Consider the following 24657-nt stretch of genomic DNA (forward strand, 5'->3'; position numbering starts at 1 on the left):
CGGTTTCTAACCCAATACAGTTCAGTTAAGCAATTTTTTCCTTCTCCCTCTTCTCTCTCTGTGTCGCGCCAGTTGCTTCAAGTCGGGGAACCCGCCCAACGCACTGGCTTCTCTGCGCCTCTGTGGTTCGTAAAAAAAACGACTTTGACAAAGAGTGCTAGCCTTAACTGAACCGTATTGGTTTCTAACCGCCCTTTTCATGTTGGCTCTACTTTTATCTACTGTCCAAGTTCTTTGATGTTATTCATCACTTGTTGGTACAAGTCATTGTTACCCTGACTTTGAAAAATACTTGCGGCTTGTTGTAAATCCTTGAGTGCCCCCTGTTTGTCTCCATTGGTGGCGCGGGCGTTTCCTCGGTTATTGTAGGCAGGGGCAAAGTTAGGATTGAGCCGAATAGCTTGATTGTAATCTGCGATCGCACCCTGTGGATCTCTATTGGCAGCACGGGCATTGCCTCGGTTATTATAAGCGATCGCATATTTGGGGTTGAGGAGAATCGCTTGGTCAAGATCGTCTATTGCCCCTTTTTTGTCTCCATTGGTGGCGCGGGCGTTCCCTCGGTTATTGTAGGCTTCGGCATAGTTGGGATTTAGGCGAATCGCTTCACTGTAATCTTTAACTGCTTCTCTGTTACCTCCGACTGAGGCGCGGGCATTTCCCCGGTTATTATAGGCTTCAGCGTCGTTAGGATTGATCCGAAGGGCTTGATTGTAATCTGCGATCGCTTTTTCCTTATCTCCCAAATCAAAATAAGCTAGTCCCCGGCCATTGTAAGCAGCGCCATACCGAGAATTTTGAGCAATTGCCTTACTATATGATGCGATCGCAGCTTGCAAGTCGCCGTTTAAATGCTGATTCTTTCCCTGAAGATAGAATTCCCCACCAATGGATGTTGTAGCTGAACGACGGCTAGGTGGGTTGACTCCGATTTCTGTTACCAACACATTGTCATTCTTACTACAAGAAACACTGCTAATTGCAGTCAACGTAGTCAAAATAGCTATGGTAAATACCTGATTTACCCTTGTTCGCTTTTGCCTAAATAAACGCCGTCTCATAAGTTAATATAAACCGCTATAACACCTGAGCAAAATTAGTACTAAAATCTAGATATTAATTCTTTAACTCAATCATCATTCTAACTTTTAATAGACTTTTAAATTTAATTTACAAACTTCCCTAATATTTTATAAATATCTCTGAGAATCCAGGAGGAAATAATTATAAAGTCTCAAGATATATTCTTCACAATAACTCTATAATTTCTGCAATTTGTAGCCTAATGAACAATTTACTCATCCTCGGTTTCACTCCCTTGAGTTTTAGAAGTTAGCCGCCAAGAGGTGGTTTTGTCAATATCTACAGAAAGCTGTTCGAGATTTTGCCCTAAATCTTTTTGAAGTTTCTGAGTTAGTGTAATGGGAAAATCTAAATTAATACCTTCGGTTTGTGCTAGTCTTGCCAATTCTGTAAAAGTAGCTTTGACTGTAGTCCGCTCATAACTAGTTAGCTTATAATCAGAAGTTTCCGATATATTTTGAACTTGCATGGCTTTTTTCATGCGTTCTTCTAAATGCTCAAATTCAGAATTCAACAACTTCCATTGCCGCTCAAGTTGTGAGTATCTGTTACTTAGTGATATTAAGTCTTCCGTTGCGGGATCTGGGTTAGCTTGGGCTTGTAATCTTAACAGATTTAAGTGGATTTGAGCAAGATAAATACAATCTAAGTAAGCATACTCTATCTGCTCTTCAGTTAGGGGGCGTTTTGCCCAATCGCTTTTTTGCTCTTGTTTATCGATATTGTTAAAGCTACAAAGTTTTGTCGCTATGGTCTTGAGCTGATAATTGGGTAATGGTAAAAGATAGTAGGGAATTTTTTTTGCCATTTCCAAGGTGCAAGTAATATTTTTAGCCTTCTTGTTACCGAGAAGCTTTAGATCATAGCTGGCATTGTGAAAAACTTTTTCAATAGCAGAATTTATCATAATTTTTTCAATAAATTCAGCTATAATATGAGGCTGATCTAGGACATCTAAAAGATAGACGCGATCGCCACTCATATCTTGGGGATTATCTAATACCTGAATCAGCGACAGTCGGGGATTGCGACTTTTATAGTCAGCCACTTCTGTATCTATCCACAGTGTTTTGGCATTGGTATATTCAGCGACAATGGCACTAATTTGACTGGCGGAAGTAAGGTAGGGCATTGGCTAATATTTCCTGATATTTAGGGCATTGTAAGTAAGCCATAGTTTTATAAAGTAACATTTTGTTGGTAATTTTGCTGGCACAGGATTGCAAAAACGCTGAAGTTTTCAATTCATCATAGATATCGCCAAAGCGAATCAAATCTGATAACATCGAGTCACCACTGTTGCGGCATAGTCTACCATTGAAATAGCTACTGGGCATCTACGTTAAATTCATCGAGAGCTTAGACTGTATGCGGAACCATCGTAGTTAGCAACCGTCAGTAAAATTGAATTGGCATTTCTCAAAACAGGGCGCAAAATCTTAGCTTCAAGAAATCGTCTAAGTTTCAATTTTCGTTAACCTGAGTGCTTGCTTGGGTAATTTTACCACTTCAGATTTAATGGTTTTTTAACATCTGCTCCTCACCATGACACACACATCAATTAATCGCTTCAAGTACTCAATTAGGAGATAGATAATGAAAAAGCTAATTACATTATTAGTTACTGGCGTTTTGGTAATTGGTGCTTTTGGCTGCCAAGACGCTCCTAAAACTGGTTCGGAAACTCCTAGTACTACTAACGAAGCCGCTCAAGTACCAGCAAAACCAGCTTCTCAGACAAGTCAAACTACGGATAAAACTATTGCCAACATTCCAGCAACAGAAACGACTCCTTCAGTAGCTAGTACAGGTACTAAAGTTAAAATTGATTCTGAAAAAACGCCTGCAACAAAAGCTAAGAGCGACTTAAAAACGGAAGTTAGCGAAAAGTTGAACAAAGGCTTACCAGGCAATAAGTTACAAGTTGAAAACAAAGAGGGTAAAATTATCCTCAAAGGCACAGCCGCTTCTAAAGAAGAACTCAAGAAAGCTCAAACCTTGGCTAAAGAAGTTAAAGGTGTGAAAACGGTGAAGGTGGAAGCAAAAGTCGAAGCTGCGAACAAGCCAGAAAATAATAACTGATCGTGAGTTTGCTCAAATAAAGGTAAGTAAGTTCGTATAGCGGTTCTCGTTTACGTGAGGTACATCCGTAGGGGTACGGCACTGCCCTGCCCCTACACCTCGTGATGTAATACCGCATCTGAATGGAAACCGCTATAGTACAATACTGTTAAGTTAAGGGCTACTGGCAACAATTTTGGGTTTTCTAGACGCGATAAATCGCCGTCTCTACAAGTGTTTTGGGCTTATCTGAACTGTATTGCGCTAGAGTAAGGACTTTAGTCCTTATTTTCTAAGCACTAAAGTCCTTACTACAAACTCTTCATTACTAGCTTGAATTTGGCTGTGATATTTGATGATCGTTTTTGATTCCAAGATGACATTATTTGGTATCACTAACAACCCATCTGCTATTTTGGGCATCCCATAAAAGGAAAAAGCTTACAGAAGCAGGAACTACCTTTCCCGTTTTCATCAAGTATCTGATATTAGCATTTACTGTAGCTGTTTGTGGAGTTGCTTCTACCAAACTAACTTGTTCAACATTTACGCTTTGAACCTTTCCTCCCCACCAGTCAATGTATGAAAGATAGCCATCTGGATGCAGGGCTTTATTATTTTGATAGTTAGGAGACAGTTGATTCCATCCAGTTTGAAAATCACGCTTATTAATAGTCTCAAAATAATTTTGTACAGCTTGTTCTGGTGTTGGTCTATCGATTTGAGACTGTGTTGAAGTAGGCAATTCAGCAGATTGGGTGGGAAATGGCGATCGCACAGGCACAGGTGACACTTCTTGCTCCTGTGGTTCCTGAACTGTGGTAGGTTCTGGAGTAGTGGAAACTGGGGATTGTGCAGGTGTCGGCGGATCTTGCACTTGATCGCGGCTTGGGGAAGATTCAGGTGAAACCCTCGACTGTTCCACTGGTTGGGGCGATCTACTCAGGGCAAAACCAATGATTATCGAACCACCGATCAAAGCACCTACAATTAGACTGGGGAGAAATACTTCTCTGTGCCGACTATTTTGAGGGTCAGGTTGAGATGAAGCCCCTGGGCTGAGAGCAACTGTATTTTGAAGTGTTGCAGGTGCAGTTCCTACTGGTGGTTGGATATAAGGTACCGTCGGCGGGAAGGTGACTGTACCAACTTGCAAGGCTTCTAGCATTTCTTTGGCAGTAGAAAAGCGATCGCGCGGATGGTAGGCGATTGCCCGATCTATCACCTGCATCATTTTCTGGCTCAGATTCACAGCGTGTTGATGCCAGATAATTTCCCCGGTAGAGGAATCTGTTTCTAATTCTTGTGGCTGTTTAAGAGTGAGCAGATAAATTGCTGTGACTCCTAAACTATATAAATCACTAGAATAAAGTGGTCTACCTGCTGCTTGTTCACTGGGCATATATCCAGGTGTACCAATCACAATTGAACTCGTAGGATTTCCTTGGGAATTCACTACTGTTCCCATCGTTTCCCGGATCGCCCCAAAATCAATCAGCACTGGCTGGCGATCGCGATGACGCCAAATGATGTTATCTGGCTTGATATCTCGATGGATAATCCCTTGACTGTGTACGTATTCCGTTATTGGCAATAAACTTATTAATATTTCTCTGACCGCATTTTCACTTAATGCTCCTTGCTGGTGAACTTTTTGAGTTAAGGTATCACCTTCAATCCACTCTTGAACTAAGTAGAATTGACCATCTAGCTGGAAGTAAGCATACAAGGTGGGTATCTGTTTAGTTGCGCCGCCCAAGTCTTCTAAAATTGCCGCTTCCCGCTTGAACCTCTCTTGCACTAACTGGTAAATCTGAGGATTATTTTGAATTGGTCTAAGCTGTTTAATTACACAACAGCGATTAGACGGCATTTGGGTATCTTCTGCCAAGAAAGTCTCACCAAATCCGCCATTACCCAAAGTCCGAATTACTCGATAGCGGTTGTTTAGCAGGGTTTCCATAAATTATGTCCCAAGTTTTACCCACCTTGAAAGGACTAATCCTAGTTGTGTTTCTTACACCAGCATAATATTTATGGGTCTAATGTTTATCTTAAGAGCGCCAGGATCACCACCCACCAATATCATTGAAGCGGTTCGATCATCCTGAATTCTCACCTACCCTCTTGCGAATTTTTAATTAGTTGATACACTTGTTCTTCATTAGCCCAGTGAACCACGGCCTATGGTGCATATCAAGCGCGTGGAACTTACCAACTTCAAATCCTTCGGTGGCACTACCTCAGTCCCATTGCTACCGGGGTGTACCGTCATATCTGGGCCAAATGGTTCGGGTAAATCTAATATTCTCGATGCACTGCTATTTTGCCTCGGACTCTCCAGTTCTAAGGGAATGCGAGCCGATCGCCTCCCGGATTTAGTAAATAACACTCAAACGGCTAAAGGACGGGCTTCTATTGAGGCTAGCGTCACTGTGACTTTTGATTTGTCAGATGAAATCTCACACAAAGACACAAAGGCACAAAGTGAAGAAGTAGAAATTTCCGACTCCCCACTCCCCAATGCCCAACGCCCAACTGAATGGAGTGTTACTAGAAGGCTGCGAGTCACTCACCAAGGAAGTTACACGTCGAATTACTATATCAATGGTGAAGCTTGTACGTTGACAGAATTACATGGGCAACTAAGTAACCTGCGGGTTTATCCTGAAGGCTACAACGTGGTGCTGCAAGGAGATGTCACCAGCATTATCTCGATGAATGCACGGGAACGGCGGGAAATTATTGATGAATTGGCTGGGGTGGCGGCGTTCGATCGCAAAATTGTCCAAGCCAAATCAACTTTAGATGAGGTGAAGGAAAAGGAAGATAGCTGTCGGATTATTGAGACAGAATTAACTGCACAGCGCGATCGCCTTTCCCAAGATCGGGCTAAAGCTGAGAAATATCAAAAACTCCGCACGGAATTTCTAGCGAAGCAATCTTGGGAAGCTGTATTATCATGGCGATCGCTACAAGCACAACAAGAAAAGTTAGTTAACGAAATTCAAACAGGCGATCGCAATTCGACTGAACTCACTAGCCAACTCACAAACCTAAATTCCCAAATCGTCCAAAAAACTGCGGAACTAGAACAACTCAATGCCCATGTCAAAGCATTGGGAGAAGAGGAACTTTTGGCGGTACAATCTACCCTCGCCACCCAAGAAGCAGAACGTAAACAACTCCAGCGTCAACTCACGGAATTACAAACGACTTCCCAAGAAACCGCCAAACGTCTAGCTCAAACTCAACAAGAAATTCAACAACACCATCTTTCCCTAGAAGAAATTGCCAAAACCCAAATTGTAGAGACGCGATTCATCGCGTCTTCCCAGCAACAAAGAGATGAAACACAGCAAGCTCTAGAAACCTCCCGCGAAGCAGCAGCAGAAATCGCCTCGGCTTCGGAAGCGTGGGTGCAGCAACAAACGGCATTCAACCGTCAAATTGAAGCTTTGCTGCACACCCTAGAACCCCAACGCACCGAACAAGCACAACTCAGAGAACGCAATAATCAATTACAGCAGCTGATCCAAGAGCAAACTCAGTTAATTGAACGCGACGAACCCCTGTTAGCAGAAAAACAAGCTGAATGCAGTCGAGTTGAAACGGAATTTCACACCTCTAGCGAACCCATCCAAAATTTAGCCCAAAATCTCTCAGCCACAGAGCAAGAATTACAAATCCAACAGGAAACCCAAAAGCGGTTACTTTCTGAGCAACGAGAAAAACAACGCCAGTTGGATAAAATCGAGGCGCAAGCCCAAGCACAACAAGAAGTCCAAGGAACCCAAGCTAGTAAAGTAATTTTACAATCGGCAATGCCTGGACTTTGTGGCTTAGTTGTGCAGTTAGCAAAGGTGGAACCCCGCCATCAGCTAGCCTTGGAGATGGCTGCCGGTGGACGCTTGGGACATATTGTAGTAGAAGATGACAGCATCGCCGCCGCCGGGATTGAACTGCTCAAACAGAAACGTGCAGGGAGAGCGACTTTTTTACCACTAAATAAAATTCATGCTCCCAAATTTACTCAAGATGCAACGCTGCGTTTCGCTAACGGCTTCGTTAACTATGCTGTTAACTTAGTGGATTGCGATCGCCGTTACAAAGATGTATTCAGTTATGTTTTTGGTAACACGGTAGTATTTGCCAACCTGGAGGCGGCGCGGAAAAACTTAGGATTGTATCGCATTGTTACCTTAGATGGGGAATTATTAGAAACCAGTGGTGCAATGACTGGTGGTAGTAATACTCAGCGTTCAGCGTTGCGGTTTGGTAATGCAGAAGCGGCGGAATCTGATGAAGCGATCGCTCTCAGAAGTCGCTTGGTAGATATTGAGCGGGTTTTAGAGCGTTGTACTGAAGCGATCGCTACTTTGTCAATCAAAACAAAAAAACTCACCCAAGAACTCACCGAAGCGCGTCAGGCGCGGCGCGAACAGCAGTTGCAATTGGAACAGTTGCAGAAAGACATTAAGAGTTTAACAACGCAATTAGAGGGGACGCGATCGCAACTCGCCCAAAACAGCCAAAAGTTAGGCACTGCTCAATCTCGATTAGAAATTTTAGAGCGGGAATTACCGGGACAAGAAAATCAATTGCAACAATTGCGACACGCCTTAGCAGAGTTGGAAGCATCTCAAACTCCCAGCGAATGGCAACAAATCCAGGCAAAAATTAAAATTCAAGAGCAACAATTGCAACAACGCGAAACGGCATTACGGGAAGCCGAACAAAGATTAAAAAATTTGGAAAATCAGCAACAGCGATTGCAAGAGAAAATCCAAGAAGCAGAGACGCGAATCACCGAATACGAAACCCAACAAATCTCTTGTAGAGACGCGATTCATCGCGTCTCCACACAAATCACAACGATAGACGACCAAATCACCCAAACCCGTTTATCGTTGAGTGAAATGGAGCAAAATTTGGGAGAAGAGAAACAAAAACGCGACGCTACAGAACTAGAAGTGCGATCGCACCTTTTGCGCCAACAACAATTGCAATGGGAAATAGAAAAACTTAAGGAAATCCAAGAGAAGCGACGGGAGGAATTAGTTGCTTTACAAAGCCAGTTGCGGGATGTGGGAGCAGAATTACCGAATCCGTTGCCGGAAGTACCAGATCAGGTAGATTTAGAAGAATTGCAAAAAGAATTGCGATCGCTTACCAAACGCTTACAGGCAATGGAACCTGTTAATATGCTGGCGTTGGAAGAATACGAACGCACTCAAAACCGCCTTCAGGAACTCACCCAAAAATTAGAGACACTAGAAGGGGAACGCACCGAATTACTTTTACGGATTGAAAACTTTACCACATTGCGGCAACTTGCCTTTAAAGAAGCTTTCGATGCTGTCAACGAAAACTTTCAATCAATTTTCGCCATTCTTTCCGACGGCGACGGCTTCTTGCAACTTGAAAATCCCGAAGATCCCTTTAGCAGTGGACTGAATTTAGTCGCCCACCCCAAAGGCAAACCCGTACAGCGCCTAGCTTCCATGTCTGGCGGAGAAAAATCACTCACAGCCTTGAGCTTTATCTTTGCCCTGCAACGCTACCGTCCATCGCCATTTTACGCCTTTGACGAAGTAGATATGTTTCTAGATGGAGCAAACGTAGAGCGATTAGCTAGAATGATTAAACAACAGTCACAACAAGCGCAATTTATAGTTGTGAGTTTGCGTCGTCCGATGATAGAATCAGCCGAACGCACAATTGGCGTTACTCAAGCACGAGGAGCTTACACTCAAGTTTTGGGGATTAAGTTACAATCATCCAATACATCTGCTTGAGTTTTTGTTAATAATAGTGTATGGATAAACCGGATTCGAGATCAGGACTCGGTATAGAATGACCTCCGAACAGATAATTAGGCGTTCCGACATATTAAATACCCAGGTGATTACCCGCGACAACGGCAAGCGGCTAGGCATCATCAGTCAAGTCTGGGTTGATATAGATCAACGAGAGGTTGTGGCTCTTGGTTTGCGAGACAGCCTGATCTCCATTTCGGGCATACCGCGCTATATGTACCTCAACAACATCAGCCAGATTGGTGATGTCATCCTGGTTGATAATGAAGATGTCATTGAAGATATCGAAGTTGAATCTCTCAGTAATCTAATTAACTGGGAAGTAATCACAGAAACAGGTGAAGTATTAGGCAAAGTTCGGGGCTTCAAGTTCAACGGCGAAACCGGCAAGCTTGAATCTATAGTCATTGCTTCTTTAGGATTGCCCCAAATTCCCGACCAAATCTTGAGTACTTACGAGTTTTCAGTAGATGAAATTGTCAGCACTGGCCCCAATCGGTTGATTGTGTTTGAGGGAGCCGAAGAACGAGTAAATCAGTTGACATCTGGTTTACTAGAGCGTCTGGGTATCGGCAAAGCACCGTGGGAGCGAGATATAGAAGAAGAAGGCTATACTCCACCACGTACAATTGCAGCACCAAACCAACTACCTAGTGGAGTGCCATTGCAGCCACCCAGACAAAAAGTTCGCGCCCCCGAACCCGTAGCGCGGGAAGAAGAATGGAATGAAGACTATGTGGAAGAAGAAAGGCCACAGCGTCAGGTAATGAAGGCGCGGCAGTATGAATCTATTCAATACGAAGAGGATGAGGAAGAAGATAACTGGAGCGAGGCAACAGGCAGCGACAGGTATCAACAACCGCAGCCGCCGCTAAAATATCAAGCCCAGCCCTATAGCAAGCCTTATGTTGACGAATACGATGATTATGACGACGTAGAGGGCGATGCTTGGGAAGATGCGCCGAAGCCTGTGAATATTCCCAAGAAAGTCAAGGAAAGACAGCCAGAATACGAAGAAGAAGGCGGATATTAACTAATTAATAATGACGCTCTCTACTAGACGGTGCGCGTAGCTTGCTTCCCCGTAAGAGTACACGGACTTCCTAATGCCACGCTAACCTAATTCGTAATTCCACTGGAAAATTACGAAGTATTTTAAGATTAATTTAGCCCTTTCCTTACTTACAAGGAGAGGGCTAATTTTTGAGAACGCTCGAACCATAGAGGCGTAGAGGACAACACCTCGGCTATGCATTGAATTTTTACTTCTTTGCTTCTAATAAAATTGCACTTTCCCAAGTTTTTTGAGAGCCAAAAATAATGAGCTAATATGTAATGCTTGCAGCAATATACCATTATCAATAACTTCAATTATCTTTTCCAGCGGCAACAAAACTACATCAATTTGTTCGGTAACATCTAACTTTAAATCAGCTACACCTTCCACATCTATTGCTAAAAAACAATGGGTTAGATTAGTATGATTTGCTGGGTTTGGTGATAGTATACCAGTTTCAAAAAAATTATTGCTAGTGTAACCAGTCTCTTCTAATAATTCGCGTTTTGCAGCTTTCAGCGGGAAAACATCTTCAGCCTCTACAGCACCACTGGGCAATTCTAGAATTGTTTTTTTCAGACCGTGGCGATATTGCTTTACTAAAATAACTTCCTGATTTTTGGTTAAAGCTACAACATTAACCCACGTTGGATATTCAAGAACATAATAGGGGTCAACTATTGTTCCATTAGGCATTTGGCAAGTATCAGAGCGTACTGAAATCCATCTGTCTTTTACTATGTGTCTAGATTTTAATACAACCCAATCAGTTGTCATGTCTACTCCTAAATCAAAACTTCTCGCACCATCACACTGGCAATAATGAAACATGGGCTGAAACCACCTTCCATCCTTCGGTAAACCTGTACCAAGTCTGGCTTTGTCGCCCGAAACGCTCTACACCATTGATCATCCGGCGAAATTCTAAAGTCACTGTTGCGGCATCTTTCCCAAAGGTTACAACCTTGAGATTCGAGATTTCTCGCTCTATTTTTGGGTTTGGTCGATTCTGGCGAAAGTTACGAACTTCATCGCCGCCATAGAGGTTTTCTGTAATTCCAAACCGCACTACTTCGGGCGCATCCCAAAACAAGCTATCCATCACCTCCAAATTGTTATTAGAAAGGGCTTCTTCATACTTGAGGTACAAATCAGTTACTTCAGTTACAACAGTAGGGTCATTTATAGTAGTCATTATTGTTACCAATTTTTGGTATCATGAATGATTATGCAGGAAGCATCTCACCTTTGCAAATATACCAAGCGATTAGAAATCGCGGCTACACAAACTAAGTCCGCCTACGCGGACTAAAAGAATTTGAAACCCACGGAGGTGGGTTTTGTCTGTATAGCCGCGAATTCCATTCGCCAGGGCAGGTGTGTTTTTACACTCATTTGAGATGCTCACCAACAACTGAAGCAAAGTCCGTCCGGCAATTATCTGCAAAATAAAGCCGAAGCCAGCTGCAAATAATGAGAGTAGCGAAAGCCAGAACACACGGGATAGGGCAAAGACAATCAAGCTTACTCCCATAAAACCTATACCCAATGCTAGAACTTTACCCGACTCCAGTACATTGCTATGCTTAGTTAAAAAGAGGAATAAAATCGGTTTGAGAGCAACTAAATTTATTTATGGAAAAGGAAATAAAGATTTGTTTCGATACACGTAGTGCAAGAAACAAGGCATCCTTTTTAAATCCCCTAAATTTATTTATGGGGATTCTCTTTTTACTTTTTACTTTTTAACGTAGCCACTTGTCAAGAGAAGGGTGTACTTCATTTACTTGCAAAGTGCTGTATCACCCCTGAGTAGTTCCCAGTTCTTAACCGTGAATAAAAAAGTAGGTAGTCATGGTAAAGGCAACAATCATGACAAATTTCCGAATTGAGTCGGGTTCAAGTTTACGAGCATAATGGGCGCTTAAATAACCACCAAGAGAGCCACCGACTGCCATCAAAATAGCTTGATGCCAAGCAATTACACCTGCAAAAATAAATGGAATAATCGCAATACCATTGATACAACTCCCTAAAAATGTCTTAAAAGCATTCATTTTGTGAATACTTTTCATACCTAAAAATGTCAGAGTTGCCAGCATTAAAATTCCTAAGCCTGCACCAAAGAAGCCGCCATAGATGGCGATCGCTAGTTGAGCTAGTACCAAATTAAACAACGGTACAGATTCCGGTGATGTATTCTGGTTTTGACGCTGCAACCACTTTTTGAACGGTTCGCCAAAGGTAAATACAACTGTTGCTAGCAGCAATAGATAGGGAATCAGCTTTTTAAAGACATCTGGTGATGTATACAACAAAGCTATGGAGCCAATCATGCCACCAAATAAACTGACACCGCATAGAAGTAAAAAATCTCGCCGAGCAATGCCCAAATCTTGACGATATGCTCCAGCACTGGCTAGAGCCGCCACCCACATCGCGGTATTATTCGTGGCATTAGCTGCGATCGGGGGTACACCCGTAAAGATGAGAGTTGGAAACGTGATAAAGCTTCCACCACCCGCTACAGCATTTAAGCCGCCTGCAATGAAAGCGGTACTAAAGAGAAGTAAGCTATGGAAAAGTGTTAATGATGGTGGCATTATTTACGAATTACAAGTTTGGGAATATCACTTGGAGAATGGGCAATTAAGTCAGCACCATGAGCTTTCAATTCCTCTTCGGTTCCATAGCCATAGGTAACGCCAATTGAGGCGATTTGATTGTGCTTGGCTCCAATAATGTCATGTGAGCGATCGCCTACCATCACCACAATAGAGGGTAAAAGTTTTTCTGTTAATAAAATATGGTGAATTAAGTCGCCTTTTATGCTCCGCGTTCCGTCAAGTTCACTACCATAAACACCATCAAAAAGCAATGACAAGCCAAAATATTCAATAATCTCTGTAGCATAAATATATGGTTTAGAAGTCGCAACAAAAGTTTTATAACCAGCAAAACGAATGGCTTTTAGGATTTCTGGAATCTGGGGATAAAGGGAGTTTTCAAATAATCCGATTGTGGCAAAGCGATGACGATACAGTGAAATAGCCTGTTCAATTATTGTGTCATCTAAGGTCTTGAGTAATTGCGAAAAGGTGTCTTTCAATGGTGGACCAATACACCAATGCAATTCATCAGCATCCGGTGGTGTATAACCGAGTTCAGAGAGCGCATACTGAATGCAACCAGTGATGCCAGGTTTAGGATCTGTCAAAGTCCCATCTAAATCAAAAAGGACTGCGGAGGAAGGCATATCTTAATATACAAGAACTACTAACAAGTCTGGACTACAATTCTATCTATTGCGATCGCGTTCTAAATCAGCAATCACTTTTTGCAAATACCACTCGTCTGACATACCCGGATGGTAATCCTGTTCTTGCTGAATCAATCTTTCGGCAATTTCCCAGTATCCCCCAACCATTCGCAAAAGTCGCTGACGTAGCAGGTGATATTTTTGCTTTTTTGACTCGGGACTAAATTTCTGGATTTTTTCGAGGCTATTTAAGACTTGTTGATAATTTCCCCAGTCTTCTTGTTCACAAAAGATACTCGCCGCCCGTTGATAATCTTCCACGGCGTTTTGCATTTCTTCTAAGTAAGTATAGGCAATGCCACGATTGTAGTAAGCTTGAGGATCATCGGGATTGATTTGTAGGGCTTGGGTGTAATCTTGAATTGCACCGAGATAATTACCCGTTGTCCGGTAGGCATTACCTCTGGCAATATAGACTAAGGGATCTTGGGGTTGCATCTGGAGTGCTTGGTTAAGATCCGCGATCGCACCTTGATGATCTCCCAATACAGAACGGGCTTTGCCTCGGTTACGATAGACAATGGCATCTTGAAAATTTAGTCGCAATGCTTGATTAAAATCTGCGATCGCTTCTCGATAATTCCCCATTTTACAACGCACAACCCCACGACAGCAGTAAGCTTGGGCATCTTGCGGATCGGCTTTTAATAACCAGTTTAAATCGGCGAGTGCCTCTTGAGTATCTCCCTTTTCAGCTTTTTCTAATAATTGCGTAAAATAATCATTGGTGGATAAAATTGGCGCATTAATGGAACGTGATTCCTGAAGGGCAGGTAATTCTTTGGGTTGTAGCTGTTTAATTCGTTCTAGACAGAGGCGACAATTCTCTTTGTCTTGTTGTTCTAGATATAATTGTGCAGCCTTTTTAAAGTTAGCGATCGCATCTTGAATATAACCCTGTTTGCGCCGCACCATCCCCCGGAGATTATAAGCAGCAGCATAATTGAGATTGAGACGAATCGCGCGTTCCACATCCTCCAGCGCCCCCGGTAAATTTTTCAGCGCTACCCTAGCCAATCCACGACAATAATATGCCTCTACACTCTCAGGATTTAGCTTCAAGGCTTCGGTATAATCTGAAACAGCATTAAGGATTGCTCCTGAGTCATAATATGCCAAACCCCGTTGTAAGTAAGCTTCGGGAAAGTAAGGTGTCAGTTGTAAAGCATGGTTAAATTCTTCAATTGCTCCAGCGTAGTCTTTTTGCCTAGCCTTTTCCAATCCTCTATTGTAAAGTTCGTCATTCATGGCATTTGTTTGGTTAATTCAGTTAGTTGAATTCCAGCAGGCTTGTTTCGTAGTCTAACCTATGCACTCATCCTTAATATTCTAAGTATTCACTGTGGCTTTGCTTTATTTCGGATTTTCGATAAAATCAAACGAACACAGCACCCTAAGTTGTATAAAGGGAATTTGCCAAAATTATTAAGTGTATTTTCCAACAATGTAAAAATAGCTATGTAACTTTCGTTTTCTCAGCCAGATTATTTCCAATTACAAACAAAAAAGCTGGGGAAATGACTACATTCAATTCCCCATATCTCATAGATTGTAAAATATTTACAGTTGACTAAAATTATTCTGAAAGCAAGCTAGGAGAAGCCAGTACAAAAACATCCCTACTTCCTTGAGCGTCAGTCTGTGGTTTTATGGGAGTGGTGAAATGGAAAAAATCACGATCATTGACCAATAAGATTTCTCCGGGATTGAGAATCTTGCTAAACACAGGCTTTTCCTTTTTGGCAGTATATAAATGTGTTTCTCCCCCTTGAATATTCTCTCTATCTACTGAGAAGATGCCAATAAAATCATTGCCATCTTTATGGATACCTTCAGGTGCAGGATTCCCAAAATTATCTGGAGAGCAAATAGTTCTAATTTGATGAACTCCGATTTCTGCTTCCGGATGAAGTTTGCAAGAATCACTAAATGCTAAGACAAGATTTCTAAAAATATCAAGTTCTATGAGTGCATCATCTAATTCGGCAAACTCTCTTTTTATGCCACCCACTAATGGATTATACTCTTTACTTTGAAAGAGGTAGCTATGAGGTAATTTAATTAACTGATTTCCAGAAACTGTGAATCGAGATAATCTTCTCGAACGATAGTTGCCTTTGATATAAGGGTCAATAGGCATATTCCTAAAAAATGGCTTGAAACCTTCTGGATTGATTGAATTTACTTTTCTTAAAGTAAACAGAAAAGCATATTCTAATTCCGTTTCTGTCCACAATTTTTGCATAGGATTTACCTCCTTGCACATTAAAATTCTCCCGGATTTTTTCTGGGAGGCTTACAATACTTAGTCTATGCTACTTTTTATTAATATGTTGTTAATTTGACTACAAAAATTGACAACCCATGATATATAAAGTTGCTTAAGTTCTGCCACAAGGCGGAGTCGCTGCTGAAAATATTTGCTGATGGGAGTTCGCTGGGGAAGGAATCGACGTATATTTACTAGCAGCAACAAGGTTTCATAATGATAGATTGGCTTTACCGGTATCCACCTTTATATTCTGGTATTTTACTCAAGCGTTACAAGCGGTTTTTTGCTGACGTTCAACTTACTTCTGGCGAAATAGTGACAGCACACTGTCCCAATACAGGGCCAATGACTGGAGTATCGACTCCCCAAAGTGCGGTACAGCTTTCCAAAAGCGATAATCCTAACCGCAAATTGGCTTACACTTTAGAACTAATTCAAGTACATGACAATGAGCCGACTTGGGTAGGCATAAATACTTTTTTGCCCAATCGGGTGGTAAAGCTAGCTTTGGCGAAACATCTTTTCCCCGAATTGGGCGACTATAGCCAAATCAAGGGCGAGGTGGTTTATGGGTTAGATAAAAAAAGTCGAGTAGATTTTTTCTTAACGGGCAGTGATGAGGAACGCCCGATTTATTTAGAAGTGAAAAATACAACTTTTTCTGAGGGGAGATTAGCCTTATTTCCTGACACGGAGACTACAAGAGGACAAAAACACTTGCGAGAACTAATGGCGCTGCTACCTTTAACTCGTGCGGTGATGTTTTACTTTATCAATCGCGGTGATTGTATCGAGTTCTCCCCTGGCGATCGCACAGATCCTCTATATGGTAAATTATTACGGGATGCGATCGCTCTCGGTTTAGAAGTCTTACCTTGCCGTTTTGACATTTCCCCCGAAGGTATCCGTTATTTGGGTTTGGCAAAACTAAAAATTTGATTACATCTAAATTACGTCTCTACACCCATAAAACAATAAATCCATCTAGATACTGTCTAGATGGATTTATTGTTAGTTGGTGTTTAGTGACATACTCCCATTGCTGATTCGGAGTACCGAATACAGTATGGGCTTTTTACCCAACCCGGCTATTGCTGAGGAGTCGATGAACTTTATTAAACAGACAGAATGCCCTAACGCCCCTATAGATTAATGTCATATAGATTGGCGATTGGTCATAGGTCTAGTCTGCAGGAATCAAAACGGTGTCAATCACATGGATCACACCGTTATCAGCAGCAACATCTGCTGTTGCAACTTTTGCATCATTGATCTTAACGCCGTTAGAAGCGTCAATTTTTACATCTGAACCTTCAACTGTTTTAGCTGTCTTCAGCTTAACTACATCAGCAGCCAGTACCTTACCTGATACAACATGATAGGTCAAGATTTTCTTGAGCTTTGCAGGATCTTTCAGTAAAGCGTCTACTGTACCTGCTGGAAGCTTCTTAAACGCTTCATCAGTAGGTGCGAAGACGGTGAATGGGCCAGCGCCTTTGAGTGTATCTTCCAGACCAGCTGCTTGGATTGCTGCAACTAGTGTCGTGAAAGAACCATTGTTCTTGGCAGTGTCAAGTATGTTTGCCATGTGTTTTACCTAGTTCTGTGTAACTTGTTACAAATCTAAACTATTTCTTTAATAAAATCCATCTATCGTTAGGCGTATGTAAAATAAAATTTTTTATTGATATCATAAAAGTTTATATATATTTTTATACAAGTAAAGAATTATATGTGATCTGCGTGGATGAGTTACAACCCAGATTCCGCAGGTGCGACACCGAATAGCCCGTCGTAGACATCGCTAACCCACATTCACAGTTAGATTACAATCTAGGTATAGTTTCTCTGACTGGAGTTGTTCATCGGGTGATTCAATCCGATTCAATGACAAAGCACACCAGACAAGTATTACTTAGTGCGCTCAAGGTGGTTGTCTTATGCCTGACACTGTTCCTACTATGCACAAGCAATAGTTGGGCGCAAATCACTACTGACACTAAAATTGCTCCCCTGATTCAGAAGCTAATAGATAATGATGCCCACATCAGTAGCATTGCCGCAGATGCATTAGTTAATATCGGTTCGCCAGCAGTGCCATCTCTGATTGAAGCTTTGAAAAATCAGGATATTAATCTTCGTTGGCACGCCGCTTCGGTTTTAGGAGATTTGGGTGCAGAAGCAGCACCAGCCGTTTCTGCCTTAAGTGCGGCATTGCACGATGAAGATGGACAAGTCCGCCTGTACGCCACTTTAGCTTTAGGAAATATTGGTACAGCAGCCAAAGCAGCAGTTCCATCCTTGATGGCGGCATTACAAGATAAGGAGCAATTCGTTCGCATTTATGTTCCTTCTGCACTCAGGAAAATTGGTGTAGAAGCGAAAGTAGCTGTCCCAGTATTAACTGCTGCCTTAAAAGATCATAACCCCACAGTCCGTTACAATGCTGCCTACGCTCTGGGTGCAATGGGTACAGAAGCAGTATCCTCTGTCCCTAATTTAATTGCCCTGTTGAATGATAACCAGTTTTACGTGCGTTTAGGTGCGCTCAAAGGTTTAGGAGGAATTGCGGCAGGCTTTCAGGATAAAGCAAATGCTTTACCTAGCTCAAAGTTGCAGAAAGTCATCTTAGATTTTGAGCAGGTATTGACAACTATCCAAGAACACAAAGATAAATTCACAGAGACGGACAGTAAGCTGATACGTCGCCCTCTCAATGCCCTGAAAGCAGAAAAAGAAACTCGCCTGTTTGATAGAGTTCTAGAATGGCTATTTGGGCATAAATTATTATTGGGAATTGCCGCCTACCTGATCTTATTACCTTCTGTGTGGTTTATTCTCTTGCGGGTAGCCCCTTTGTGGTTGTTGAAAATTAACAACGCCCTCAAACCTTATACAGATTTTTCTCTCCCATTTATCAGTGTCAATGTACCTCTGCGATATGTGCTATTTGTTGGCTGGTTTCATTACCATCCCAGAGTATTAGATGCATGGGTAGCTAAATATATTGAAGCAGCCCGCGAACAATTTCCCAAAAAGGATACAGTTAGCAGTCGCGTCTGTTACATTCCCATTCCTGTTGTTCTGGATGGTATAACAGTTCCTCAACTTATGAATGAGAATTTGCGCTCAACTTTCGACAAACAACGTAGCTGCCTAGTAATTACCGGGGAAGGGGGTGTAGGTAAAACCAGTTTAGCGTGTCAAATAGCTGGATGGGCAATGGCTGAGGCTGAAGACCAACAACTCTGCAAACACTTGATGTTACCTGTGCTTTTGGAAGAAGAATTTCGGTTAACTGAAGGTAAGTTGCCGCTTTTAGAAGCTATCAGAGGACAGTTGCAAGCTTTAATTGATGAACCAGAGCCGATTTGTCAAGAATTACTGTTACGTTTGTTAAGAAAGAAACGGATTCTAGTGATTGTAGACCGGTTCTCAGAAATGAATGCTACTACACGAGAAGCAATTGAGCCGGAGTCCCCAGAGTTTCCGGTGAATGCGCTGGTGATTACTTCCCGAATTGAGGAAAAGCTGGGGCGGGTTAATAAGACGATAATTAAACCCTTGCGGATTGAGGCTAATAAACTATCGTCCTTTATGGAAGCTTATCTGATGCAGCGAGGTAAACGCGATCGCTTTACCGATCAGGAATTTTTTGACGCTTGTAACCGTCTTTCTCTGATGGTAGGTCAACATAATATCACTGTTCTGCTGGCTAAACTTTATGCTGAACAGTTAATCGCCAGTAGAGAGGTTGCATCTAATATTTCTGCGTTGCCAGAGAATATCCCCAATTTGATGCTGGGTTATATCAATGAACTCAATCGTGATGTTACAGACGATCAATTTGATGACCGCACTGTTCATCAAATTGCCAAAACCATCGCCTGGGAATGTTTGCAGCAAAGCTATCAACCGGGAACCGCCAAGCGTGCCGATGCTATTGCTGCATTAGCAAATTTGGGTATTGATAACCCCGAAGCACACCTCAGTTATCTGGAAAAGCGCCTGCACCTAATTCAAACTATCGGTTCTGCCAAAGACAGAATCCGTTTCTGTCTTGACCCTTTAGCTGAGTATCTTGCCGGTTGGCATTTAATAGAATTCTATGGCAATAACGATGGTATATGGCGATCGGCTTTTTTCAAAAAGGCAGATGATTTAGTCAAAACAGGCAGACAAGATGCCATTAAAGGCTTGTTATTGGCAGTGCGAGATTGCTACTTATCTGAGGTTCAAGGCAGCAAAGAAACGGATTTTGTACCCCAGAAGTTGGGTAAGCTGGCTGGGTTTACACCTTCAGTCACAGCAGTTAGTACTGTACAAACAGTAATACCATGAGCGATCGCATTGATGTAAGCATAGCTAAATTCCTCTTTCTGGGTAGTGATATGCATTTAACTGAAATTTATTGTTTATTCTTTATAGCAATTCTCTTTTGAATAGTTACTAGGTAGGGGCATTGTAAATCCCTGTTAAATCACCGCCACCATCGCCCCACATCCACAATCGCACGGGCAATTTCTACCGTTGCTACTTGACCACCTAATGCAAAGATAACTGGAAACAATGCCTTGATATCTTGCAGCAAATTATGGCGAGTGCGAAGGGATAGCTCATGAAGTGTATCTTGCCAAAGGGGGAAAAGTTCCCTAGATGGCATTTGTGACAAACTGTCAGCTAAGGCACTCAAGGCTTCAGCACGAAAACCCTCAAACTGAATCGCCCTGGCAGCAGCAAGGGCTTCTGGCAATAACTCTGGCAGATTCTGGGCTAAGGCACTCAAGGCTATGGCACGATAATCCTCATCCTGAATCGCCCTGGCAGCAGCAAGGGCTTCTGGGTATTTCAGGTAAATTAAGTACACGGGTAGGGGCACAACATGTTGTGCCCCTACGAGAAATCTATATGTATCAGGGTTTTAGTGAAATGGTATTAGCCTATGGTGTAACGCACACTATATATACTGATTTTAGGAATGGAAAGGACAACCACCTACGGTTAATTTCTGAAGAAAGACATTATTATCAAAATAATGCTCTAAAGACTCAATCTTCAAATCATCAGTGACGCGAGCAATACTAACTCCTACAATTTCTATTGTTTCACCTGTGGGTGCATAGTCCTTATAGGAACCATTAAATGTTCCCCAATGTCGCCATTTAAAGGTAACATTAGGCGGACCAGAAAGTACTTCTGTTAATTCCCAAAGAAAGCCATTAGGGAAGGCTGTATGAAAAACTTGAAATGAAGATTCAAAGGTTTCTGTTTCAGAACTGTATTGCTCAGTTTCACCCAAAAACAGGTTATAAGTACCTTCATCTGCAACATCCTGAGCAGTGAATTGTTGTCCGCCATTGGTACTCATTTTAAACTTATCAGTAACAATCGAAAGCCACTGTTGAGGATTAGATTTATTAGAAGCTTCCATCTCAAAAGTGCGGACTAAGTTTTGAGCGTAGGCGCAGCCCGTCGTAGACATCGCTTCTAAAGAACCTTCTGGATGCTGAAATTTACTCTCTTGATGAAGAAATTCATTGGTGTATGAATAATCCGGGCGTTTTCCTTCTCGCCACTGTACTTCTTCATCATGAGCAATAACTATATCTCTATCTTGTACCCAGAGTGGCAATTCTGTTGTTTTATCGCTACTCATACAAGCTGACTGATTATAAACGTCGTTTCTAAGAATAATGTTTTATGCATACAAGTAAATAGAAAAATCTAAAAAAGTAAAAAATATTCATAATCAACTCAATAAACTTTACTTGTTGTACAAATCCGAATATGAGCAAACACGGATGCTTCTTGAGCTAGAAACTTATCTTATCGGATTTAGGTTTCTTCATCCGCTAGTTACACAGAATTCAGAAATGAATTCTGTTTTGTTAAATCAAATCAAATCTAATTGCATTACATTTCCTTCAGAGAAACCGAGGCTGGAGTAAACTGCTTTACCTGATGGCGAGGTGTTAAGAACTACTCGCGTACAACCGATCGCTTTTAAATATTCAATTGCTCTATTAGTTAGAGATTTGGCAATGCCTTGTCTGCGGTAAGATTGTTCAACGTAAACGCCCCAAATATATCCAAATTTGCGGTATTCATCTTTAAAAATATTCGGTGTTTTGCAATCAGTGAATCTTCTTTGCTGGAGGCTTCTCTGATAGTGATATGTTTTTCTGTCAGCATAATTTCTCACGATTTTTTGGAACTCACAAAAAACTCCTCCCCAAAGTACACCCGTAGGGGCACGGCATGCCGTGCCCCTACACCTTGCGATATAACGTTGTACCCCATCTGAATGAGAAACGCTATAGCATCAGCTAAAAACTGGCAGCTTGACAGATACAAGCTTAGACTTTCTGTGCAGTTACTTCCTCTGGCTTTTCTTGAGTTTGCAAAGATGCATACAACCGATTCAACGCATTTACATAAGCTTGCGCGGATGCCACGATGATATCTGTGTTCGCTGCATGACCAGAAAAGACTTTAGATTCATAACGTAAACGAATCGTCACTTCTCCAATGGCATCGATACCGGCTGTTACTGACTGCACAGAAAACTCAATCAATTCGTTGGGCACATTCACCACCCGATTGATCGCTTTGTAAACTGCATCCACTGGCCCAGTACCGATCGCAGCATCGGTTAATTCTTCACCTTCTGGAGTCCGCAGGGTGACTGTAGCCGTGGGTTTAGCGTTGCTACCACAGGAAACTTGCACCAACTCTACTCGGAACAAATCGGGTGCTTGTTGGATTTCATCATTAACGATCGCTTCCAAATCCCAATCGGAAATTTCTTTCTTTTTATCTGCTACGTCTTTGAATCTAACGAATGCTTTATTTAATTCCGTATCCGACAACTCAAAGCCCAATTCTTTTAACCGCGTGCGGAAAGCATTTCTCCCTGAATGTTTGCCCAAAACTATTTGATTGTCTGTCAAGCCAATCAATTGGGCATCCATAATTTCGTAGGTGAGTCTGTTTTTTAACACCCCATCTTGGTGAATTCCAGACTCATGGGCAAAGGCATTGGCACCCACGATCGCTTTATTTGCTTGTACTAACATTCCCGTCAAATTGGAAACTAAGCGTGAAGTTTTGTAAATTTGTCGGGTGTCGATATTTGTCAGGGATTCTTGAGAATCTGCTGGTCTTCCTAAGAAGGGGTTAAAATATTGCCGCCGGACGTGCAACGCCATTACTAATTCTTCTAATGATGCATTTCCGGCACGTTCGCCAATGCCATTGATTGTACATTCTAGTTGCCGTGCGCCATTTTTCACGGCTTCTAAGAAGTTAGCAACAGCCAAGCCCAAATCATTATGACCGTGAACGGAAATAATCGCTTGGTCGATGTTGGGGACATTTTCGATAATGCCCTTAATCATGGCTCCAAATTCGCTGGGGGTGGTGTAACCTACTGTATCGGGAATGTTAACTGTTGTTGCACCAGCTGCGATCGCACCTTCTAATACTTGGTACAGAAATTCTGGATCGGTACGCGCCGCATCCATTGGCGAAAATTCTATATCTGTCATGAAGGACTTGGCATAGGCTACCATTTCTTTGGCGATCGCTAGCACTTCTGCCCGTGACTTCCGCAACTGATACTCTAAATGAATATCTGAAGTGGAAATAAATGTGTGAATTCTGGCGTTAACTGCTGGTTTTAATGCTTCGGCGGCGGCTTCAATATCTGCTTTAATGGCTCTTGCCAAACTACAAACTACCGGGCCATTTTCTGTGCCGACAATTTGAGAAATCTTCTTGACTGCTTCAAAATCTCCCGGACTAGCGAATGCAAAGCCCGCCTCAATTACATCTACACCCAGACGAGCTAATTGTTTGGCAATAACTAGCTTTTCGTCTATATTCAAAGTCGCTCCCGGACACTGCTCTCCATCTCGCAATGTCGTATCAAAAATAATGATTCGATCTGTTTTGTTTGTCATTTGCCCTTTGTTGTTTAGTTTTTACTTGTGGCGCAATATATCTTCAACCTTAGTTTTTCTTTTACTCTTACCTTTGTAAATAATTGCTAAGACTACTAACCTTCGGTTTTTTCTATTTGATCTCTGATATCATTTAAATCTATATATCTATCAGTAGCGTTGCGTAGCTCTCTAGCAATCATTCCTTCAGTTGAGACTACCGTAATATGTGTATTTTTGGAGCGTAATAGTTCAATTGCTCTTTCAAAATCCCCATCACCACTGAATAATACTACTCGGTCATACTGGTCTACTGTATTAAACATATCTACAACAATTTCAATATCTAAATTCGCTTTTTGCGAGTAACGACCTGACGTATCATCATAGTATTCTTTGAGAATTTTAGTTCGGACTGTATATCCTAGACTGATTAGAGCATCTCTGAAACCTCGTTGATCTTGTGGGTCTTTCAAGCCAGTGTACCAGAATGCATTAATTAATGTTGTTTCTGATTGCTCATGTTTGAAATATTCCAAGACGCGCCGTGGGTCAAAAAACCAGCCATTTTTTTGTTGAGCATAGAACATATTGTTTCCGTCTACAAAAATAGACAGACGATTCATTGGAGAACCCATACAAATTTACACCTAATAATATATATGAATTTAGATTGAACAATAGATTATAGCAATTTTCAAATGCCTTGTTTGCTAATATCCATAAAGCAGTTTTTCATCTATAGCTTTTATCCTACCTCTTTCAAGGCATAAAAACGCCTGCAACATTGGAGTTGAGATCCTGGGTGCTAACCCTTATTCACTTCCAGCACTGCAAGAGCTATGGGGTGATCAAAATCTACCAATAAAATTGACTCAGTAACAGCATTCATCGCTGCATAACATTAAAGTTTACTCCTAAAGAGGTATAGAATTTGCTGAGGGTAGGATATGAGTTAATGCCTATCTATAGGTTTTGCTTTCAGTATCAGGACACCCTTTGTAAGGATTACCAATATTGCGCCAGACACAGAAGACGGTCTTGGGACAGCTTCAGGTAGAGTACCCAGTTAGGAGCATACTTGTTTGGTTAGGTTAGGGTAAAAT

General features: G+C 41.9%; 22 protein-coding genes. 5 read left to right on the forward strand and 17 right to left on the reverse strand.

What is annotated here, in order from left to right; genetic code table 11:
- Positions 1–218: 218 nt before the first annotated feature.
- The 3 genes from V7K97_RS01860 to V7K97_RS01870 all read right to left on the reverse strand — a co-directional run bounded on the left by V7K97_RS01860 (position 219) and on the right by V7K97_RS01870 (position 2420).
- Positions 219–1061 (reverse strand): tetratricopeptide repeat protein, encoded by an 843-nt coding sequence (locus V7K97_RS01860; RefSeq protein ID WP_334799002.1) that lies wholly within the window; start codon positions 1059–1061, stop codon positions 219–221.
- A 233-nt stretch (positions 1062–1294) separates the two neighbouring features.
- Entirely contained in the window at positions 1295–2215 is a 921-nt protein-coding gene (locus V7K97_RS01865; RefSeq protein WP_334799003.1) for a ribonuclease D, read from the reverse strand.
- Positions 2184–2420 (reverse strand): hypothetical protein, encoded by a 237-nt coding sequence (locus V7K97_RS01870; RefSeq protein ID WP_334799004.1) that lies wholly within the window; start codon positions 2418–2420, stop codon positions 2184–2186. The genes V7K97_RS01865 and V7K97_RS01870 overlap by 32 nt, the downstream gene beginning before the upstream one ends.
- Before the next feature lie 259 nt (positions 2421–2679).
- Between V7K97_RS01870 and V7K97_RS01875 the strand changes: the two genes are divergently transcribed.
- Positions 2680–3165, forward strand: coding sequence for a BON domain-containing protein (locus V7K97_RS01875; RefSeq protein ID WP_334799005.1), 486 nt, complete (start codon positions 2680–2682; stop codon positions 3163–3165).
- Between the two features lie 361 nt (positions 3166–3526).
- On the opposite strand, the gene V7K97_RS01880 is transcribed toward V7K97_RS01875, so the two are convergent.
- A complete protein-coding gene (locus V7K97_RS01880) occupies positions 3527–5107 on the reverse strand; it encodes a protein kinase domain-containing protein (RefSeq protein WP_334799006.1) in 1581 nt (526 codons plus the stop codon).
- A gap of 223 nt (positions 5108–5330) precedes the next feature.
- Here V7K97_RS01880 and smc point away from each other — a divergent pair, with 223 nt between their 5' ends.
- Complete coding sequence (gene smc, locus V7K97_RS01885; RefSeq protein ID WP_334799007.1) at positions 5331–8942, forward strand: chromosome segregation protein SMC; 3612 nt, start codon at positions 5331–5333, stop codon at positions 8940–8942.
- A 58-nt stretch (positions 8943–9000) separates the two neighbouring features.
- The gene (locus tag V7K97_RS01890; RefSeq protein ID WP_334799008.1) at positions 9001–9996 is read left to right on the forward strand and encodes a PRC-barrel domain-containing protein; all 996 of its coding nucleotides are present in this window, start codon (positions 9001–9003) and stop codon (positions 9994–9996) included.
- Between the two features lie 243 nt (positions 9997–10239).
- Here V7K97_RS01890 and V7K97_RS01895 read toward each other — a convergent pair whose 3' ends face one another.
- From V7K97_RS01895 to V7K97_RS01925, 7 genes are all read right to left on the reverse strand, one after another.
- The gene (locus V7K97_RS01895; RefSeq protein ID WP_334799009.1) at positions 10240–10797 is read right to left on the reverse strand and encodes an NUDIX hydrolase; all 558 of its coding nucleotides are present in this window, start codon (positions 10795–10797) and stop codon (positions 10240–10242) included.
- 31 nt (positions 10798–10828) lie between these two features.
- Complete coding sequence (hpxZ, locus tag V7K97_RS01900; RefSeq protein WP_334799010.1) at positions 10829–11215, reverse strand: oxalurate catabolism protein HpxZ; 387 nt, start codon at positions 11213–11215, stop codon at positions 10829–10831.
- 72 nt (positions 11216–11287) lie between these two features.
- Positions 11288–11554 carry a hypothetical protein gene (locus V7K97_RS01905; protein ID WP_334799011.1) on the reverse strand — a complete coding sequence of 89 codons (267 nt, stop codon included), beginning with the start codon at positions 11552–11554 and terminating at the stop codon, positions 11288–11290.
- 292 nt (positions 11555–11846) lie between these two features.
- Positions 11847–12623 carry a sulfite exporter TauE/SafE family protein gene (locus tag V7K97_RS01910; protein WP_334799012.1) on the reverse strand — a complete coding sequence of 259 codons (777 nt, stop codon included), beginning with the start codon at positions 12621–12623 and terminating at the stop codon, positions 11847–11849.
- A complete protein-coding gene (locus V7K97_RS01915; protein WP_334799013.1) occupies positions 12623–13276 on the reverse strand; it encodes an HAD family hydrolase in 654 nt (217 codons plus the stop codon). Before V7K97_RS01915 ends, V7K97_RS01910 begins: the two co-directional genes overlap by 1 nt.
- 42 nt (positions 13277–13318) lie before the next feature.
- Positions 13319–14587, reverse strand: coding sequence for a tetratricopeptide repeat protein (locus tag V7K97_RS01920; protein ID WP_334799014.1), 1269 nt, complete (start codon positions 14585–14587; stop codon positions 13319–13321).
- Positions 14588–14915: 328 nt separating this feature from the next.
- On the reverse strand, positions 14916–15584 hold the full coding sequence (locus tag V7K97_RS01925) for a 2OG-Fe dioxygenase family protein (RefSeq protein ID WP_334799015.1): 669 nt from the start codon (positions 15582–15584) through the stop codon (positions 14916–14918).
- 240 nt (positions 15585–15824) lie between these two features.
- Here V7K97_RS01925 and sfsA point away from each other — a divergent pair, with 240 nt between their 5' ends.
- Positions 15825–16550 carry a DNA/RNA nuclease SfsA gene (gene sfsA / locus V7K97_RS01930; protein ID WP_334799016.1) on the forward strand — a complete coding sequence of 242 codons (726 nt, stop codon included), beginning with the start codon at positions 15825–15827 and terminating at the stop codon, positions 16548–16550.
- A 244-nt stretch (positions 16551–16794) separates the two neighbouring features.
- On the opposite strand, the gene V7K97_RS01935 is transcribed toward sfsA, so the two are convergent.
- Positions 16795–17199: a fasciclin domain-containing protein gene (locus V7K97_RS01935; RefSeq protein ID WP_334799017.1), complete on the reverse strand. Its 405-nt coding sequence runs from the start codon at positions 17197–17199 to the stop codon at positions 16795–16797.
- A 299-nt stretch (positions 17200–17498) separates the two neighbouring features.
- Between V7K97_RS01935 and V7K97_RS01940 the strand changes: the two genes are divergently transcribed.
- The gene (locus V7K97_RS01940; RefSeq protein WP_334799018.1) at positions 17499–19952 is read left to right on the forward strand and encodes a HEAT repeat domain-containing protein; all 2454 of its coding nucleotides are present in this window, start codon (positions 17499–17501) and stop codon (positions 19950–19952) included.
- Positions 19953–20091: 139 nt separating this feature from the next.
- On the opposite strand, the gene V7K97_RS01945 is transcribed toward V7K97_RS01940, so the two are convergent.
- From V7K97_RS01945 to V7K97_RS01965, 5 genes are all read right to left on the reverse strand, one after another.
- On the reverse strand, positions 20092–20490 hold the full coding sequence (locus V7K97_RS01945; RefSeq protein WP_334799019.1) for a hypothetical protein: 399 nt from the start codon (positions 20488–20490) through the stop codon (positions 20092–20094).
- 93 nt (positions 20491–20583) lie between these two features.
- Entirely contained in the window at positions 20584–21267 is a 684-nt protein-coding gene (locus tag V7K97_RS01950) for an ester cyclase (protein WP_334799020.1), read from the reverse strand.
- Between the two features lie 237 nt (positions 21268–21504).
- The gene (locus tag V7K97_RS01955) at positions 21505–21813 is read right to left on the reverse strand and encodes a GNAT family N-acetyltransferase (protein WP_334799021.1); all 309 of its coding nucleotides are present in this window, start codon (positions 21811–21813) and stop codon (positions 21505–21507) included.
- 154 nt (positions 21814–21967) lie between these two features.
- Positions 21968–23572, reverse strand: coding sequence for a 2-isopropylmalate synthase (locus tag V7K97_RS01960; RefSeq protein ID WP_334799022.1), 1605 nt, complete (start codon positions 23570–23572; stop codon positions 21968–21970).
- 95 nt (positions 23573–23667) lie between these two features.
- Positions 23668–24189 (reverse strand): LabA-like NYN domain-containing protein, encoded by a 522-nt coding sequence (locus tag V7K97_RS01965; RefSeq protein WP_041565194.1) that lies wholly within the window; start codon positions 24187–24189, stop codon positions 23668–23670.
- Positions 24190–24657 lie beyond the last annotated feature (468 nt).

Source organism: Nostoc sp., from assembly GCF_036917815.1.
Lineage (GTDB): Bacteria > Cyanobacteriota > Cyanobacteriia > Cyanobacteriales > Nostocaceae > Nostoc.

Excerpts from the sequence above, each read along its gene's own strand:
- V7K97_RS01920 (WP_334799014.1), bottom strand. The coding sequence starts at position 14,587 with ATGAATGACGAACTTTACAATAGAGGATTGGAAAAGGCTAGGCAAAAA.
- sfsA (WP_334799016.1), top strand. The coding sequence starts at position 15,825 with ATGATAGATTGGCTTTACCGGTATCCACCTTTATATTCTGGTATTTTA.
- V7K97_RS01935 (WP_334799017.1), bottom strand. The coding sequence starts at position 17,199 with ATGGCAAACATACTTGACACTGCCAAGAACAATGGTTCTTTCACGACA.
- V7K97_RS01915 (WP_334799013.1), bottom strand. The coding sequence starts at position 13,276 with ATGCCTTCCTCCGCAGTCCTTTTTGATTTAGATGGGACTTTGACAGAT.
- V7K97_RS01905 (WP_334799011.1), bottom strand. The coding sequence starts at position 11,554 with ATGGGAGTAAGCTTGATTGTCTTTGCCCTATCCCGTGTGTTCTGGCTT.
- V7K97_RS01940 (WP_334799018.1), top strand. The coding sequence starts at position 17,499 with ATGACAAAGCACACCAGACAAGTATTACTTAGTGCGCTCAAGGTGGTT.
- V7K97_RS01895 (WP_334799009.1), bottom strand. The coding sequence starts at position 10,797 with ATGACAACTGATTGGGTTGTATTAAAATCTAGACACATAGTAAAAGAC.
- V7K97_RS01860 (WP_334799002.1), bottom strand. The coding sequence starts at position 1,061 with ATGAGACGGCGTTTATTTAGGCAAAAGCGAACAAGGGTAAATCAGGTA.
- V7K97_RS01870 (WP_334799004.1), bottom strand. The coding sequence starts at position 2,420 with ATGCCCAGTAGCTATTTCAATGGTAGACTATGCCGCAACAGTGGTGAC.
- V7K97_RS01925 (WP_334799015.1), bottom strand. The coding sequence starts at position 15,584 with ATGCAAAAATTGTGGACAGAAACGGAATTAGAATATGCTTTTCTGTTT.
- V7K97_RS01965 (WP_041565194.1), bottom strand. The coding sequence starts at position 24,189 with ATGGGTTCTCCAATGAATCGTCTGTCTATTTTTGTAGACGGAAACAAT.
- hpxZ (WP_334799010.1), bottom strand. The coding sequence starts at position 11,215 with ATGACTACTATAAATGACCCTACTGTTGTAACTGAAGTAACTGATTTG.
- V7K97_RS01880 (WP_334799006.1), bottom strand. The coding sequence starts at position 5,107 with ATGGAAACCCTGCTAAACAACCGCTATCGAGTAATTCGGACTTTGGGT.
- V7K97_RS01890 (WP_334799008.1), top strand. The coding sequence starts at position 9,001 with ATGACCTCCGAACAGATAATTAGGCGTTCCGACATATTAAATACCCAG.
- V7K97_RS01960 (WP_334799022.1), bottom strand. The coding sequence starts at position 23,572 with ATGACAAACAAAACAGATCGAATCATTATTTTTGATACGACATTGCGA.
- V7K97_RS01875 (WP_334799005.1), top strand. The coding sequence starts at position 2,680 with ATGAAAAAGCTAATTACATTATTAGTTACTGGCGTTTTGGTAATTGGT.
- V7K97_RS01950 (WP_334799020.1), bottom strand. The coding sequence starts at position 21,267 with ATGAGTAGCGATAAAACAACAGAATTGCCACTCTGGGTACAAGATAGA.
- V7K97_RS01910 (WP_334799012.1), bottom strand. The coding sequence starts at position 12,623 with ATGCCACCATCATTAACACTTTTCCATAGCTTACTTCTCTTTAGTACC.
- V7K97_RS01865 (WP_334799003.1), bottom strand. The coding sequence starts at position 2,215 with ATGCCCTACCTTACTTCCGCCAGTCAAATTAGTGCCATTGTCGCTGAA.
- smc (WP_334799007.1), top strand. The coding sequence starts at position 5,331 with ATGGTGCATATCAAGCGCGTGGAACTTACCAACTTCAAATCCTTCGGT.